The following is a 14,765-nucleotide window of genomic DNA, read 5'->3' as shown; positions in this document are numbered from 1 at the left end:
TAAATGGCGGAGGGGGAGGATTGATTGCAAACAGCCTGTAGGCTGTTTACAACCCCTGCTTCGCAGAAGCCGGGGCTTCGCGCTGGCGCGCTCGTCGCACCTTGCTGTGCAAGGTGTCGAACTCTTACGTTCAAATCTCTCCCCGCTCCTTGGCCATGGAGAAATTTTCAACGTTTGAGGATGGCAATGGACTGCGAGGATACTATAAATGGCGGAGGGGGAGAGATTCGAACTCTCGGAGGGCTTTCACCCTCGCCGGTTTTCAAGACCGGTGCATTCAACCGCTCTGCCACCCCTCCGCAGCGCGAGAAGCGGCATGTTACTACAATTTTGCCGTCAGTCAACAGCCAGAATAAAAATCACCTGTTGCCCGGTCTTTTAACAGGTCGAAGTCAAACCGAAATGCATTGATTTCGGGTAGGCAGTCGGTATGATTAGCGACTGAAGGACGTCAACCATAGTATTTTTTGGAGGTTTACCTGTATGAGCCAGTACCAGATTGGTACCACACAGAGCCGCGAGTCAGCGGTTGTTGTCAACAAGGTTCTTAAAAACACCTACATGCTGCTTGCCCTGACGCTGGCTTTCAGCGCGCTGACTGCCGGATTCGCAATGGCGAGCAACGCTGCGCCCGTCAACATCTGGGTCATGCTGATCGGCTTCTACGGATTGCTGTTCCTCACGCACAAGCTTTCTGACAGTGCCTGGGGCCTGTTGTCCGTTTTCGCACTGACCGGTTTTATGGGGTATACACTGGGCCCTATCCTCGGTTACTACACTGCAACCGCCAATGGCAGCCAGCTGGTCATGACGGCCATGGGTGGCACCGCGTTCATTTTCCTGGGTCTGTCAGCCTACGCGTTAATCTCCCGTAAGGACTTCAGCTTCCTGAACGGTTTCATGATGGCAGGTTTCTTTGTAATTCTGGCCATGTTCGTAGCCAATCTGTTCCTGCAGATTCCGGCCCTGCAACTGGTCCTGTCAGGCGCCTTCATGCTGTTCTCCAGCGCCGCTATCCTGATGCAGACTGGCGCGATCATAAATGGCGGTGAGCGCAATTACATTCTGGCTACCGTTACCCTTTACGTTTCGCTGTACAACATCTTCATCAGTCTGCTGAATCTGCTGACAGCATTCGGCGGCGAAGAGTAAGGCACTCTTGACATACGGCTGCCAGTGGTTACACCCATCGGCAGCCTGCAAGCTCAACCTCAATAGTCTTTTGCTAACTCAATAGCCCCGGTTTCCCCGGGGCTTTTTGTTACTGGGTGGTAATCGTGCATAATACGCAGCTATCAATTACAGCCAGCCAGCACACAACTGAGAAACCGCTGTGAAAATCAGTCTGCTTATCATGTCCGCACCGGGCGAGAATCAATCCAACCAGTCCGCCTTGAGCTTCGCACGTGCAGCTCTTGATGCAGGACACGAAATTTACCGGCTGTTTTTCTACGAACAGGGTGTCGGTACTGGCACAAATCTCGCCGTTGTCCCGCAGGATGAATACGATCTCAGAGCAGCATGGCAGGAACTGATCCAGCAGCACGATCTGGACGCTGTGGTCTGTGTGGCATCAGCGCTGAAACGCGGGCTACTCAACGAAGAGGAAGCTGAACGCTACGAAAGGCCTGCCGCCAATCTGGCAAAAGGTTTCAACATTTCCGGCCTGGGGCAATGGGTGGATGCCTGTATAAACTCCGATCGGCTGGTCAGCTTTTAAAGGTCAGGGATCAAACCAGCCATGAGCAAAACACGCACTATAACCCTGCTGATCCAGCAAGCACCATACGGTAGCAGCAAAGCCAAAGCTGCTCTGGACATGGCCTTGTCCGCCGCAGTTTTCGAGCAGAATGTGCAACTGATTTTCATGTCAGATGGCATATTTCAGCTGCTTCCGGACCAGCAACCCGCTGACATTCTGGCCAAAAACACCTCGGCCGCATTAACTGCGCTGCCGCTTTATGGCATCGAATCAGTCTATGTTGATGCGGCATCCCTGCAGCATCGTAATCTGTCTCTCGAAGGCCTGGCTATCGATGCCGAATCTGTTTCGACTGAACAGCTGGCCACGCTGATTCACGAATCGGATGTACTGGTCGCATTATGAGCACCCTGCATATCATCAACCAGTCGCCTTTCTCCGGTAAATCACTGGAACAATGCCTGTCTGTCTGTCGTGATGGCGACAGCATCCTTTTTACTCAGGACGGCGTTTTAGTGCTTCAGAATCAGCAGGCTCTGGCCGTGCTGAAAGTGGCGTATTACGTGCTGGCAGAAGACGCGAAGGCTCGTGGCCTGGAGCAGGCCCTGTCAACGTCTGGCGCAAAGGCCGCAGGCTACGACGACTTCGTGACACTGGTCTGCAGCCACCAGAATTCGGTCACCTGGTCCTGACATGAATGCACTATCCATGCCTGATGGCCGCCGCATACCGCTGGACAAGGACGGCTACCTGCGCTCTCTGGATGACTGGAGCATCGAGGTAGCCGGCACGCTGGCAAACAACGAAAACATCTCGCTGACAGACGCACACTGGGAAATCATCCACCTGGTCCAGCAGTTCTACGAAGAAACCGGCCTGGCCCCTGCCACTCGCGCGCTGGTCCGCCTGGTGGCACAACGCGCTGGCCCTGACAAAGGGCGCAGTATCTATTTGATGAAGCTGTTTGGAGGCAAGCCGGCATTGACTGTCAGCAAACTGGCTGGACTGCCCCGCCCTGCAAATTGTTTCTAGACAGCATTCGACTTTGGCTTTCTGCTATGATTTGGCTTCAGACGAGACTGAATGAAAAATCTCGGCGCCTGACCGACCTCCAAACTGCGAGTTGAATAACAACCATGACCTATGCCAACAGCGTTCTGGCCGTCAATGACGACCTCCCCATCCGAACAAACCGCCCGGTCCACAGTGGCAAGGTACGCTCTGTGTACTGGCTTACCGCCGAGGACAGTGCAAGACTGATCCGCGAACGCGACTACCCGGTTCGGGCTGATGCGCCGCTGGCCGTGATGGTTATCAGTGACCGTCTGTCTGCATTTGATTGCATATGGCACGCAGAAGGTGGACTGAATGGCGTACCGGGCAAGGGTGCGGCGTTAAATGCCATCGCCAGTCACTGGTTCAGCCTGTTTCGGAATGAAGGGCTGGCAGACTCGCATATTGTGGATATTCCCCACCCCTTTGTATGGATCGTACAGCAGGCACAACCGGTCAGGATCGAAGCCATCTGCCGGCAATACATCACCGGCTCAATGTGGCGGGCCTACGCCAACGGTGAGCGCGATTTCTGTGGCAATCAGCTGCCAGAAGGACTGCAAAAGAACCAGCGTCTGCCAGAGCTGCTGATTACGCCTTCCACCAAAGGCATATTGAAGGGCATTCCTGGGGTCCCGGAAGCCGACGATGTAAACATTTCACGTCAGGATATTCAGGACAACTACGCTGCCTTCGGCTTTAAGACGCAAGACGACATTGCGCTTTACGAAAAGCTGTTGGCCGAGGGCTTTGCTGCAATAAGCGAAGAACTCTCCTCTATCGACCAGATATTTGTCGATACCAAATTTGAATTCGGTTACGTCACGGATCGCCATGGCCAGCAGCGGCTTATTTACATGGACGAAGTAGGCACACCCGACTCCTCACGGATATGGAATGGTGAGGACTTTCGGCAGGGACAGATTGTCGAGCAATCCAAGGAAGCATTCCGTCAGTTCCTGCTGAATCACTTTCCAGACCCCGATATCCTGCTTAACAAGAACCGCATGGATGAACGCCTTGCTCTGGCACGCGACAACGCCCTGCCACAACAGGCTCTGCTGGACGTGTCACGCACGTACATCAAAATGGCAGAAAAAATCACCGGCCAACACGTTTACGTCCCGGACAATCCAAAAGCGGAAATCATCAACATTCTTCGCGATCACTACCACCTCATAGACTGAATGAGCGTTCCGGTTACACGTCGCACAATTCTTCGGCGCGCCTGGCCAGTCATGCTGGCCAACGCGTCAGTCCCGCTACTGGGACTATCTGACACCGCAGTCATCGGAAACTTTGGTTCACTTGAGGCACTTGGCGCTATTGCATTTGGCGCAATCGTTTTCAGTTTTGCCTACTGGAGTTTCGGATTTTTGAGGATGGGCACAACCGGCTTCGTGGCGCAGGCCCTTGGTGCCAGAAACGCATTGGAAATACGTGCAGCTCTGTGGCGAGCCGTGTTTCTCGGAACAATAATTGGCTGTCTATTAATTATCCTGCAATACCCTCTAAGTAGCATTTCTATCTCTCTTCTCCAGGGAAGTGTCGCTGTAGAGACACTGACACATGACTACATCCACATGCGAATCTGGGGCGCTCCGGCCGCACTGGCACTGTTTGCCCTGATGGGGTGCCTGATTGGACTCGGAAAAAGCAAAACGCTGCTGTTTGTGCAGATCTTGATGAACGGATTAAATGTGATACTGGACATCCTGTTCGCCGGGGTTTTGCAAATGGGCGTTGTTGGCATTGCACTGGGCACATTGATCGCCGAGTGGATTACCCTGGGTGTTGCGCTGATCGTAGTGATCAGAGCACTGCCGGATCGCAATAAATTTCCCCTGCTGCCCTGGGAAAAACTGAAGGATTTAAAATCCCTTCGACAAACTTTAAGTGTCAATCGTGACATCATGATCAGGACGATTCTGATGGTGGCCAGCTTTGCCTGGTTCGTCAGACAAAGTGCACAGTTTGGTGATGATGTATTGGCGGCCAACCATATTCTGTTACAACTAATCTCTTTTTCAGCGTTTTTCCTTGATGCCTATGCCTATATTGCAGAAGCCCTGGTCGGTGAAGCAATGGGAGCTGGCGATCTGCAGAACTTTGATCAGGCAATGTGGCGCAGTACCGAACTGGCAGCTGGCAGCAGCGTGCTTCTTGCCGCCATCATCTGGTTTGCCGGAGATTTTTTTGTGGCGCTGTTGAACCAGCATGACGCTGTAAGGCTCGCAGCCAGTGAGGGGCTACCGCTGGCCGCGCTTTATGTCGCGCTGGCGTTTGCGGCGTTCCAGCTGGACGGCATATTCATCGGCACAACCCAGACGCGTCAGATGCGCAACGCCTCGATCATGTCCGTAGCGGTGTTTCTAGGCGCCAGTCTGGTGTTGACGCAGGCCTACCAGGTGACCGGCCTGTGGGCAGCGTTTGTGATATACGTCTTTGCCCGCGCTGTGACACTGGCTGCCTACCTGCCGGCGCTGCGGCTCAAGCTCAGTCAGAGCCAAACCACGCCAGTTGATTCTGCAGGCGAACCACCTGGCCAATGATGATAATGGCAGGCGCCCTGACCTCGGCTGCCGCCACCTTGTCTGCGATACTGGTCAGTGTCCCCTTGACCACACGCTGCTGAGGCAACGTGCCCTGCTCTACCACAGCTACTGGCATATCAGTGCTCATGCCATGACTCAGCAACTGTTCACATATTAGCGGCAGTGTCAGCAGGCCCATGTAGATCACAAGCGTCTGCTGCTCTGCCGCCAGCGCCTGCCAGTCGAGATCCGGTTGATCGTTTTTCAGGTGCCCTGTGACAAACCGCACCGACTGGGAAAAATCACGATGTGTCAGCGGAATACCCGCGTAGGCGGAGCAACCTGAAGCAGCGGTGATACCCGGCACCACCTGGAATGGAATGCCCGCCTCAGTCAGTCTGTCAATTTCCTCACCACCTCGCCCGAAAATGAAGGGATCACCGCCTTTCAGGCGCAGTACCTTCTTGCCCTCACTCGCCAGACGCACCAGCAGATCATTGATCTCTTCCTGCGGAACGGGGTGATGCTTGGCCTCCTTGCCAACAAATACGCGTTCGGCATCAGGTCGGACGCGCTTCATGATCTCGGGTGACACCAGCCGGTCAAACAGCACCACATCTGCCGCATACATCAAGCGCAGAGCCTTCAGTGTGAGCAGATCCGGATCACCCGGACCTGCACCAACCAGATACACTTCGCCGGTCTGAGCCTCGTCGAATCCCTGCTTCAAAGCGTTCTCAAACAGCTCAATAGCCTCGTCGTCCCGGCCCTGCAGTACTTTGTCGGGCAAAATACCACTCAGCAGTGATTCCCAGAAGCGCGTGCGGTCAGAGAAGCTTTCGAATCGCTCTTTTACGCGCGAACGCCAGCTGCCCAGCATGGCGGCCAATCTGCCGTAGGCGGCAGGCAACAGAATCTCTATCTGTTCTTTGATGCGGCGGGTCAGTACTGGAGAACTGCCCCCGGTCGAAATCGCAATGACTACCGGCGAACGGTCTACGATGGCGGGCACAATAAAACTACAAAGGTCTGGCTGGTCAACCACATTGACCGGAAGACGGCGCTGTCTGGCGAGCTCCGAAACCCTGACGTTGACCGCCGGATCATCGGTGGCAGCTATGACCAGATCGACCTCTTCAAGATCCCCATCCTGAAATGGCCGCTCATGCAGCTCAAGCTCCGTATGCGCAGCGAGTGCGCGCACTTCTTCACTTATCCAGGGGGCGACGACGACAAGATGCGCGCCACAGCGACTCAATAATGCCGCTTTGCGGCTGGCCACCTCACCGGCGCCAACCAGCAGGCAGCGACGGTGCGTGACGTTCATGAACAGCGGCAGGTAATCCATTACTTAAAGCGTCTCAACGCCTCCCATATAGGGCACCAGCACCGATGGCAGTTTGATGCTGCCGTCCGCCTGCTGATAATTCTCCAGGATGGCTACCAGAGTCCGTCCGATCGCCAGGCCGGATCCATTCAGTGTGTGCAGCAGCTCTGGCTTGCCGGTTTCCGGATTGCGCCAGCGCGCCTGCATGCGACGTGCCTGATAGTCCTCGAAGTTACTGCAGGAAGATATCTCCCGATAACAATCCTGCGAAGGCAGCCATACTTCAAGGTCTATGGTACGTGCAGCGCTGGCGCCCATGTCACCACCACACAGCTGCATGGCCCGGTAGGGCAGTTCGAGCAGCTGCAGAATGCGCTCTGCATGCCCTGTAAGTTCTTCAAGCGCGCGATCAGACTGATCCGGCCGCACCATCTGTACCAGCTCCACTTTTTCGAACTGGTGCTGGCGGATCATGCCGCGTGTATCCCGGCCATAACTGCCCGCTTCACTGCGGAAACAGGGCGTGTGACAGACATAACGAACCGGCAGCTGTTCAGCAGCTACAATCTCGCCGCGCACCAGATTGGTAACAGGCACTTCAGCAGTCGGGATCAGGTAATAGTTCTGCTCGCCATCCAGATGGAACAGATCTTCGGCAAATTTGGGCAGCTGGCCAGTGCCGGTCAACGAGTCCGTGTTGACGATGTAGGGAACGTACACTTCCTCGTAACCGTGCTGCAGTGTGTGCTGGTCGAGCATGAACTGGATCAGCGCCCGATGCAGGCGCGCCATGTTGCCGCGCATTACAACAAAGCGAGAGCCGGTCAGCTTGGTCGCTGCAGCAAAATCCATGGCCAGGCCGTGCCTGGCGTCATGTTCGCCCAGGTCAACATGATCCCTGGGTTTGAAGTCGAATGCGCGTGGCGTGCCCCAGCGTCGAATCTCGACGTTATCCTGTTCATCACGACCGGCCGGCACGTCGTCCTGCGGCAGGTTTGGCAGCGCAATCCAGGCTGCATTGAACGCCTCCTGTACCTCTGCCAGCGCTTTTTTGGCCTGATCCAGCTTATCCCCAAGATCACTGACCTGAGCCAGCAGCGGCGCAACATCCTCGCCTGCCGCCTTGGCCTTGCCAATCAGCTTGGCACTCTGGTTGCGCTCGTTCTGCAGCTGCTCGGTTTCCAGTTGCAGCGCCTTGCGCTGGTTGTCCATCTCCAGCAATGCTGGCAGGTCAACCGTCACGCCGCGCTTGGCCAGACCGGCCTTCAGTTGTTCCGGGTTATTGCGCAGTAATCTAGGGTCTAACATGAAACAATTGTCCTTGATAAATTAGCGTTCGAGTACAGGCGTACCGCGTCAGGGGCGTGATTTTACGTCAGCAGGCGCATCAAGGCTATGCCGAGCCATGCCATCAATACACACAGCACCACGCTCATGAACGTGTAGGCCACTGCCTGGGCCAGTTGGCCCTGCTCCATCAACAATACTGTATCCAGCGAAAATGTTGAAAAGGTCGTGAAGGCTCCCAGCAAACCAACTACCCAGAGCCCCCTGACTGTCTCGGATACGGCGAGCTTCTCAGCGAACAATACGTACAGCACGCCAATCAATGCCGACCCTAATACATTCACGGCCAGTGTGCCCCACGGCAGGCTGTGGCCAATCGGTCCCAGAGAAGCCGTGGCCCGCGTGACCCACTGCATAAGTGCGTAGCGACCAACGGCACCAAAAGCACCGCCAAGAGCGATTACCAGCCACAGGTTCATTTACGCCCTCCTGAGGAAGCACGTCCCTGCTTTGCATAACGCTGCGTTGGGCTGGCTGCATCAAGGGTACGCAGATGTGCCAGTTTCTCCGCAATTTTAAGCTCCAGACCGTTGCTGCCCGGCTGGTAGTACTGCCTGTCCTTCAGTGGCTCTGGAAAATAGTTCTCGCCGGCGGCATAACTGCCAGGCTCATCGTGAGCATAGCGATACTCAGCACCATACTGCATATCCTTCATCAGACGAGTTGGTGCGTTACGCAGGTGCTCAGGCACCTCATAGGACGGTTGTGCGGCTATATCGGCCTGAACGTCATTAAACGCCATGTAAACCGCGTTACTCTTGGGTGCCGCTGCCAGGTAGATAACTGCCTGAGCCAGCACCAGTTCTCCCTCCGGGCTGCCCAGCCGGGTTTGCGCATCCCAGGCATTCATGGCCAGTTGCAGCGCCCTGGGGTCGGCATTGCCTATGTCCTCACTAGCCATGCGAACCAGCCGGCGGGCCACATAGACCGGATCACAACCGCCGTCGAGCATCCGCACCATCCAGTAGAGTGCCGCATCCGGTGATGAGCCTCGCACGGCTTTGTGAAGGGCTGAAATCTGCTCGTAGAACACATCACCACCCTTGTCAAAGCGGCGGCTGAATCCCTGCAGCACCTGGTCCAGAATGGAATCATCTACAGTGCCACCATCCTCAACCAGATCAGAAGCAATCTCCAGCAGATTCAGGGCTCGCCGCGCATCGCCGTCGGCTGTTGCGGCCAGTCGGGACATCGCTGCTTCATCCAGTTGCAGCGCGCGCCGGCCCAGCCCCCTGTCAGCGTCGGCGAGTGCCGCAGCCAGCACCTGCAGCAACTCTTCATCACTCAGGCTTTTCAGCACATAGGTGCGGGCTCTGGACAACAGGGCGTTATTCAGCTCAAACGACGGGTTTTCAGTGGTAGCACCAACAAATATCAGTGTGCCATCTTCGATGTGCGGCAAAAACGCATCCTGCTGGCTCTTATTGAATCTGTGCACCTCATCAACGAACAGCAGGGTTGCGCGGCCATGTTGCTGCCGTCTGACACGTGCCCTGTCGACGGCGGCGCGGATGTCCTTTACTCCGGACAGCACGGCCGACAGACTTTCGAAAGCAGCATCGGCACGCTGTGCAATCAGACGGGCCAGCGTGGTCTTGCCGGTTCCGGGAGGGCCCCAGAAAATCATGGAGTGCAGAGCACCGCGTTCTAGCGCCTGCCGCAGCGGCTTGCCTGCCCCCATGATGTGACTCTGGCCTATGTATTCTTCCAGTGTGCGCGGCCGCATGCGGGCTGCCAGGGGCTGCGAGGCAAGTGATGTGTCTTCAAGCTCGTTAAGATCAGCTTGCATCTGGGTTCACTTCAGGGGGCCGGGGCGGTTTGACTGCGATTGTCGATGACGTCAAGAAATTCATCGTCTGGCACCGGAAAAACAAACTGATCGGACGCCAGAGACAGGTTGACCTGGCGATTGTAGAACTCCCACAAAGTGCGCTGTCCATTGGTACTTACAAGGAGAATCGAGGCGGGTTCGCGGTTTTCGAAATACAGGGTGACGCGTTCGTAGAGGCTGGACGGATCAAGCGGCGTCAGATAAAACTCTGCGCTCCCGGGCTGTCCCTCGATAGCCACAGCTTCGATTGCGTAGGATTCAGCAACGGCATTTATCTGACCGCCCAGCAGCTGGGCAGCGAGCTCTGACTGATCGGTCTGCCAGTCATCAATGGTCAACTGCAGCAGATCGGGCTGATAATTCCAGAGAGATTCACCGTCGGTGACAATCAACTCCGGAAACGGCTGCAGCGTCTCCCAGTAAAATCCGTCTGGCCGCTTGAGCATAAACAGAATCTGACTTTCTTCCAGCACACTGCCACTGGACTCCATCACCAGTTGCCGGACGTCAGCACGAAACGTGCTCAGATCAGACAGCATGGTCTGCAGCAAGGCGGTATCGTCAGCCGCGGCCATTGATGAGCTGGACTCATCTGCAGACTGCGAGCTCGCGGCAGGCAGTGCGATCAGGCAGCTGACCAGCAGGACAGGAACAAATTTAGAGAACTTCATCATTGAATCGCTCACAGGGCCAGGGCTATCAGCCTGGCCGGTAATCCTGTTTATCGGGGTGGCGGCGGAGCAAGTACTTCACGACTACCATTGGCGCCCATTTCCGACACTACACCGGCTGCTTCCATCGCCTCGATCATCCGGGCGGCGCGGTTGTAACCAATTCGCAACTTACGCTGCACTGCCGATATAGACGCTTTGCGGGACTCGGTCACAAACGCTACGGCTTCATCATAAAGCGCATCATCTTCTTCGCCGCCTTCGCCGCTGCCGCCACCCATACCCATATTCATTTCGCGGTCTTCGACACCCTGGGTGATCTCTTCGATATAGACCGGCTCGCCACGCTGTTTCCAGTCAGCCACGACACGGTGTACTTCTTCATCACTGACAAAGGCACCGTGCACGCGTTTGGCCAGGCCACCACCGGGAGGCAGAAACAGCATGTCGCCATTGCCCAGCAGCTGTTCAGCGCCGCCTTCACCCAGAATCGTGCGGGAGTCCACTTTGGACTGCACCATAAATGACAGTCGGGTCGGGATATTGGCCTTGATCAGACCAGTCAACACGTCCACGGAGGGCCGCTGTGTGGCAAGGATGAGGTGAATACCGGCGGCCCTTGCCTTCTGCGCGATGCGCGCGATCAACTCTTCAACTTTCTTGCCAACTACCATCATCATGTCAGCAAGTTCGTCGACAATCACCACTATATTAGGCAACGGTTCAAGGGGTGGAGCTTCCTGGTCATCCTGCAACGCCATTGGATCGGGTTTCCAGATAGGGTCAATGATAGGCTCACCCGCTTTAATCGCATCCTGGACTTTTTTGTTGTAGCCCGCCAGATTCCGCACGCCCAGTGCAGACATCAATTTGTAGCGTCGCTCCATTTCGGCTACCGACCAGCGCAGCGCATTCGCGGCATCCTTCATGTCAGTTACAACTGGTGTCAGCAGGTGAGGAATCCCGTCATACACGGACAGTTCAAGCATCTTGGGGTCGATCATGATCATCCGGACATGTTCCGGTGTCGACTTGTAAAGCAGGCTGAGGATCATGGCGTTGATGCCCACCGACTTGCCTGAGCCTGTGGTACCTGCCACCAGCAGGTGAGGCATCTTGGCAAGGTCTACGATGACCGGTTTGCCAACAATATCGTGCCCCAGCGCCATACTCAGCGCGGACTGCGCCTTGTCGAACTCCGGCGACGCCAGCACCTGGCTTAGCAGGATCATTTCGCGCTGTTCATTGGGGATCTCGATCCCGATGACAGTCTTGCCTGGGATAACCTCGACCACACGCACGCTAATGACGGCCAGGGACCGCGCCAGATCCTTGCCCAGGCTGGTGATGCGACTGGCCTTAACACCAGGGGCCGGCTGCACTTCGAAACGGGTAATCACCGGTCCCGGATGCACCGACGTAACTTCGATATCAATGCCAAAGTCCTGCAATTTCAACTCCAGCAGTTTTGACATCGCTTCCAGCGACTCGGTGGAATAACCCTTTTTGCCGGCATTGCGGTTTTCGTCAAGCAGACCGATTGCCGGCAGCTCACCCGGGTTGCTGCCGGTAAACAGCGTGCCCTGGCGTTCCTTCTCGACCCGCTTGCTGCGTGGCGGCGGTGCACTGATCACCGGTTCAATCTTGGGCGGCGTGCGCACTTTCTCTTTCTCGATACGCACATCCAGAGCCTTGCGGCGCCGTTCTACTGCCTGTTTTACCTTACCAGCTTCTGCGCGCTTTTCCTGCCAGTCAGCAAACTGCTCTCGTGCCCGGGCAACCCCATGAATCGTCCAGTAACCAATAGCATCCACAACTGAAAGCCAGGAAATCTCAAAGGTCACCGTCAGACCAAACAGGAAGATTGCCAGGTACACCAGGGTACTGCCAAGCATGGCCAGCACTGGAATGCTGGCATCCGCCATTGCTGCGCCAATCAGACCGCCTGCAGGCCAGGTGCTATCAGTAGGAATACTGAAGTGCAGCGTAGCGAGAGTGCAGGCGCCAATGATCAGCAGCACAATACCGGCTACCTTTATGGATACAACGCCCCATGAGAACGCCTGGTCCGCATCGGACTTTCGGAACAGCCTGTAAACCTTGAAGCCCAGGGCAAATGGCAGGACATATGCGAAGTAACCCAGCATGTGCAGCAAAATGTCGGCCAGCCAGGCGCCCATATTGCCGACCGCATTCTGTACCGGCTCACCGGTGCCCGTGGTGGTAAATCCGGGATCATCCGGAGAGTAACTGAGCAGCGCAATCAACAAAAACAGGCCCAGCAGAAAAGCCGCAATGAGGGTCCCCTCGCGGGCTATACGTTGTGACAGGCTGGCCATCCCGTCGTCCTTGGCGGTCTTTTGTTTGGACATATTTTTAAAACTTTTCAGAAACCTGCAGAATCAATTTAATTCATTTTCCAGAATTATACGGAGCAAGACAAGCATTATTCCAGTTCGAGAAAAACCCACTGCCATATTGGGCGCAGCATAGCACACTCAAACCCTTGATAATCGCTATGCCAGTCTCCATAGATGTATAATCGCAAGCTTTTCCAAAAACCATGCAGGAACTCCACATTATGACCGACAAGCAGCATCATCGCCTGATCATCCTGGGCTCCGGACCCGCTGGATATACCGCAGCCGTTTACGCCGCACGCGCCAACCTCTCTCCCCTGGTGATCACTGGCATGGTTCAGGGTGGTCAGTTGACCACTACCACGGATGTCGACAACTGGCCCGGGGATGTGGAAGGCCTGCAGGGACCTGCTCTGATGGAACGTATGCAGCGTCATGCTGAGCGCTTCAACACACAGATCGTGTTTGATCACATCAACAAGGCTGACCTGAAGCAGCGCCCGTTTACCCTGCATGGTGACAATGGCATCTACACCTGTGACGCACTGATCATCGCGACGGGTGCATCTGCCCAGTATCTGGGCCTTGAATCAGAGACCGCGTTTATGGGCAAAGGCGTCAGCGCCTGCGCCACCTGCGACGGCTTCTTCTATCGCAACAAGCCCGTCGCGGTCATTGGCGGCGGCAACACTGCCGTTGAGGAAGCGCTTTACCTGTCCAATATCGCCTCTCACGTGACCCTGGTACACCGCCGTGACAGCCTGCGAGCAGAAAAGATCCTGCAGGACAAACTGTTTGCCAAGGCCAAAGAAGGCAAAGTCACCCTGCTCTGGGATCATGTGCTTGATGAAGTTCTCGGGGATGAGATGGGTGTGACCGGAATCCGGGTAAACAGCACCAAGGGCGAAGCAAGCCAGGAGCTGACCGTTGATGGCGTTTTCATCGCGATTGGCCACAAGCCGAACTCGGACATTTTTGTTGATCAACTCGACATGAAAGACGGTTATCTCACCATTCACAGCGGCACCGAAGGCAATGCCACCCAAACCAGCATTCCGGGTGTTTTTGCTGCCGGCGACATCGCTGACCACGTCTACCGTCAGGCGATCACCTCTGCCGGCTTTGGCTGCATGGCGGCGCTGGACGCCGAAAAATTCCTGGATCAGTGATTCATGGGGCAGCTGACACGGCTGCACGCCGACAGCCTCTACTTTCCTCCAGCCGACAACGCGCTGGAGGATCCGCCAGGCCTGTTGGCGGTAGGTGGAGATCTGCGACCAGAGCGGCTGCTGGCGGCCTATCGACAGGGCATATTCCCGTGGTTTGATGACAGCAGCCCCATCCTGTGGTGGTCGCCCGACCCCCGAATGGTGCTCAACCCAGCTGATGTCCATTGCTCTCGCAGCCTCGGCAAACTGATTCGACGCGGCCTATACCGTGTCACCATGGACTGTGCGTTTGATCAGGTCATTCAACAGTGCGCAGCGCACCGGGATGGTCAGCCCGGCACCTGGATCACCGAAGACATGCAACATGCGTATATCAAGCTGTTCCACCTGGGTTATGCCCATTCGGTTGAGATCTGGCAAGAACAAACCCTGGTTGGCGGGCTTTACGGCATCAGCCTGGGACGGATGTTTTTTGGAGAATCCATGTTCAGTCGGCAGCCCAATACCTCCAAGCTGGCGTTTGTGGCGCTGTGTCGGCAGCTGCAACAATGGTCATTCACACTGATTGACTGCCAGTTGCCCACCAATCACCTGGCCAGCCTGGGGGCCGCCCCCATGAGCAGGCAGCGGTTTCTTGCGCTGTTGGCCGAAAATCGCGTTGAAAATGGTCTGTATGAGCACTGGCAATTTGATGACAATTGCCTTGTCGCTTGACTTATCTTTCAGTCGAACCCGGACGAAGCTTTGCCAACGACAAAAAATTCAGGCAAA

The 14,765-nt window shown here is 55.8% G+C and carries 15 protein-coding genes and 1 tRNA gene; 9 read left to right on the top strand and 7 right to left on the bottom strand.

Features of this window, described 5'->3' with window-relative positions:
* Positions 1–209 precede the first annotated feature (209 nt).
* Positions 210–299 (bottom strand) — tRNA-Ser (locus tag QGM61_RS04710).
* A gap of 184 nt (positions 300–483) precedes the next feature.
* On the opposite strand from QGM61_RS04710, the gene QGM61_RS04705 reads away from it, so the two are divergent.
* The 7 genes from QGM61_RS04705 (at position 484) to QGM61_RS04675 (ending at position 5,307) form a co-directional block, all read left to right on the top strand.
* Positions 484–1,152: a Bax inhibitor-1/YccA family protein gene (locus QGM61_RS04705; protein WP_237134146.1), complete on the top strand. Its 669-nt coding sequence runs from the start codon at positions 484–486 to the stop codon at positions 1,150–1,152.
* Between the two features lie 181 nt (positions 1,153–1,333).
* A complete protein-coding gene (tusD, locus tag QGM61_RS04700) occupies positions 1,334–1,720 on the top strand; it encodes a sulfurtransferase complex subunit TusD (protein WP_237134147.1) in 387 nt (128 codons plus the stop codon).
* A gap of 21 nt (positions 1,721–1,741) precedes the next feature.
* On the top strand, positions 1,742–2,107 hold the full coding sequence (gene tusC / locus QGM61_RS04695; protein ID WP_281132169.1) for a sulfurtransferase complex subunit TusC: 366 nt from the start codon (positions 1,742–1,744) through the stop codon (positions 2,105–2,107).
* Positions 2,104–2,394: a sulfurtransferase complex subunit TusB gene (gene tusB / locus QGM61_RS04690; RefSeq protein ID WP_237134149.1), complete on the top strand. Its 291-nt coding sequence runs from the start codon at positions 2,104–2,106 to the stop codon at positions 2,392–2,394. Before tusC ends, tusB begins: the two co-directional genes overlap by 4 nt.
* 1 nt (position 2,395) lies before the next feature.
* Entirely contained in the window at positions 2,396–2,734 is a 339-nt protein-coding gene (locus QGM61_RS04685) for a TusE/DsrC/DsvC family sulfur relay protein (RefSeq protein ID WP_281132168.1), read from the top strand.
* A 104-nt stretch (positions 2,735–2,838) separates the two neighbouring features.
* Complete coding sequence (locus QGM61_RS04680; RefSeq protein ID WP_281132167.1) at positions 2,839–3,942, top strand: phosphoribosylaminoimidazolesuccinocarboxamide synthase; 1,104 nt, start codon at positions 2,839–2,841, stop codon at positions 3,940–3,942.
* The gene (locus QGM61_RS04675; protein WP_281132166.1) at positions 3,943–5,307 is read left to right on the top strand and encodes an MATE family efflux transporter; all 1,365 of its coding nucleotides are present in this window, start codon (positions 3,943–3,945) and stop codon (positions 5,305–5,307) included.
* Here QGM61_RS04675 and cysG read toward each other — a convergent pair.
* The 6 genes from cysG to QGM61_RS04645 all read right to left on the bottom strand — a co-directional run bounded on the left by cysG (position 5,252) and on the right by QGM61_RS04645 (position 12,837).
* Entirely contained in the window at positions 5,252–6,637 is a 1,386-nt protein-coding gene (gene cysG / locus QGM61_RS04670) for a siroheme synthase CysG (RefSeq protein WP_281132165.1), read from the bottom strand. The genes QGM61_RS04675 and cysG overlap by 56 nt on opposite strands.
* Before the next feature lie 3 nt (positions 6,638–6,640).
* On the bottom strand, positions 6,641–7,924 hold the full coding sequence (gene serS / locus QGM61_RS04665; protein WP_237134154.1) for a serine--tRNA ligase: 1,284 nt from the start codon (positions 7,922–7,924) through the stop codon (positions 6,641–6,643).
* A 62-nt stretch (positions 7,925–7,986) separates the two neighbouring features.
* Entirely contained in the window at positions 7,987–8,382 is a 396-nt protein-coding gene (gene crcB / locus QGM61_RS04660) for a fluoride efflux transporter CrcB (RefSeq protein WP_281132164.1), read from the bottom strand.
* Complete coding sequence (locus tag QGM61_RS04655) at positions 8,379–9,752, bottom strand: replication-associated recombination protein A (RefSeq protein ID WP_281132163.1); 1,374 nt, start codon at positions 9,750–9,752, stop codon at positions 8,379–8,381. The genes crcB and QGM61_RS04655 overlap by 4 nt, the downstream gene beginning before the upstream one ends.
* 11 nt (positions 9,753–9,763) lie before the next feature.
* Complete coding sequence (gene lolA, locus QGM61_RS04650; RefSeq protein ID WP_281132162.1) at positions 9,764–10,468, bottom strand: outer membrane lipoprotein chaperone LolA; 705 nt, start codon at positions 10,466–10,468, stop codon at positions 9,764–9,766.
* A gap of 47 nt (positions 10,469–10,515) precedes the next feature.
* Complete coding sequence (locus QGM61_RS04645; RefSeq protein ID WP_281132161.1) at positions 10,516–12,837, bottom strand: DNA translocase FtsK; 2,322 nt, start codon at positions 12,835–12,837, stop codon at positions 10,516–10,518.
* Between the two features lie 209 nt (positions 12,838–13,046).
* On the opposite strand from QGM61_RS04645, the gene trxB reads away from it, so the two are divergent.
* A complete protein-coding gene (trxB, locus tag QGM61_RS04640; RefSeq protein ID WP_237134159.1) occupies positions 13,047–13,994 on the top strand; it encodes a thioredoxin-disulfide reductase in 948 nt (315 codons plus the stop codon).
* Positions 13,995–13,997: 3 nt separating this feature from the next.
* Positions 13,998–14,708 (top strand): leucyl/phenylalanyl-tRNA--protein transferase, encoded by a 711-nt coding sequence (gene aat / locus QGM61_RS04635; RefSeq protein ID WP_281132160.1) that lies wholly within the window; start codon positions 13,998–14,000, stop codon positions 14,706–14,708.
* Positions 14,709–14,765: the final 57 nt, after the last annotated feature.

It is taken from the genome of Pseudohongiella sp. SYSU M77423, assembly GCF_029911965.1.
GTDB lineage: Bacteria > Pseudomonadota > Gammaproteobacteria > Pseudomonadales > Pseudohongiellaceae > Pseudohongiella.
Note: the sequence above shows the minus strand (reverse complement) of the source record. Positions and strands in the feature narration are given on the sequence as shown.

What these genes read in the sequence shown, in the direction of transcription:
- QGM61_RS04705 (WP_237134146.1), top strand. Translation starts at nt 484, where the DNA reads ATGAGCCAGTACCAGATTGGTACCACACAGAGCCGCGAGTCAGCGGTT.
- aat (WP_281132160.1), top strand. Translation starts at nt 13,998, where the DNA reads ATGGGGCAGCTGACACGGCTGCACGCCGACAGCCTCTACTTTCCTCCA.
- QGM61_RS04685 (WP_281132168.1), top strand. Translation starts at nt 2,396, where the DNA reads ATGAATGCACTATCCATGCCTGATGGCCGCCGCATACCGCTGGACAAG.
- QGM61_RS04675 (WP_281132166.1), top strand. Translation starts at nt 3,943, where the DNA reads ATGAGCGTTCCGGTTACACGTCGCACAATTCTTCGGCGCGCCTGGCCA.
- QGM61_RS04655 (WP_281132163.1), bottom strand. Translation starts at nt 9,752, where the DNA reads ATGCAAGCTGATCTTAACGAGCTTGAAGACACATCACTTGCCTCGCAG.
- lolA (WP_281132162.1), bottom strand. Translation starts at nt 10,468, where the DNA reads ATGATGAAGTTCTCTAAATTTGTTCCTGTCCTGCTGGTCAGCTGCCTG.
- tusC (WP_281132169.1), top strand. Translation starts at nt 1,742, where the DNA reads ATGAGCAAAACACGCACTATAACCCTGCTGATCCAGCAAGCACCATAC.
- trxB (WP_237134159.1), top strand. Translation starts at nt 13,047, where the DNA reads ATGACCGACAAGCAGCATCATCGCCTGATCATCCTGGGCTCCGGACCC.
- crcB (WP_281132164.1), bottom strand. Translation starts at nt 8,382, where the DNA reads ATGAACCTGTGGCTGGTAATCGCTCTTGGCGGTGCTTTTGGTGCCGTT.
- tusB (WP_237134149.1), top strand. Translation starts at nt 2,104, where the DNA reads ATGAGCACCCTGCATATCATCAACCAGTCGCCTTTCTCCGGTAAATCA.
- QGM61_RS04680 (WP_281132167.1), top strand. Translation starts at nt 2,839, where the DNA reads ATGACCTATGCCAACAGCGTTCTGGCCGTCAATGACGACCTCCCCATC.
- cysG (WP_281132165.1), bottom strand. Translation starts at nt 6,637, where the DNA reads ATGGATTACCTGCCGCTGTTCATGAACGTCACGCACCGTCGCTGCCTG.
- QGM61_RS04645 (WP_281132161.1), bottom strand. Translation starts at nt 12,837, where the DNA reads ATGTCCAAACAAAAGACCGCCAAGGACGACGGGATGGCCAGCCTGTCA.
- serS (WP_237134154.1), bottom strand. Translation starts at nt 7,924, where the DNA reads ATGTTAGACCCTAGATTACTGCGCAATAACCCGGAACAACTGAAGGCC.